Below are 283 nucleotides of genomic sequence, written 5' to 3' on the forward strand. Positions count from 1 at the left end.
CGGGCTGGTCGTTGTTGCGCATGACGAGCAGGTGGCCGGACACCGGCACCTCGACCAGGACGCCGTCGACCCGCACGATGCGCTGGTCGCCGTCGGGGAACACCGTCCCCTCGGCCGAGTGCGCGCTCGTCCCGCGCCCGATCTCGACGCGCAGCAGGTCGCGGAACGCGCTGTCGCCCACGCCCCGGTTGTGCTCCGCGACCTTGAGTCCGCGCTCTTCGGCGAGGAACGGCGCGTTGACCTCGTTGACCGGCCCCTCGAGCAGCCCGCCGAGCAGGCCCTT

The 283-nt window shown here is 72.8% G+C and carries 1 protein-coding gene; it reads right to left on the reverse strand.

What is annotated here, in order from left to right; genetic code table 11:
• A partial coding sequence (locus MD536_RS21580) for a hypothetical protein (RefSeq protein WP_239603848.1) occupies positions 1–283 on the reverse strand: 283 nt, incomplete at both ends.

Source organism: Flavihumibacter cheonanensis (assembly GCF_022352215.1).
In the GTDB taxonomy this organism is placed as follows: Bacteria; Bacteroidota; Bacteroidia; order Chitinophagales; family Chitinophagaceae; genus Flavihumibacter; species Flavihumibacter cheonanensis.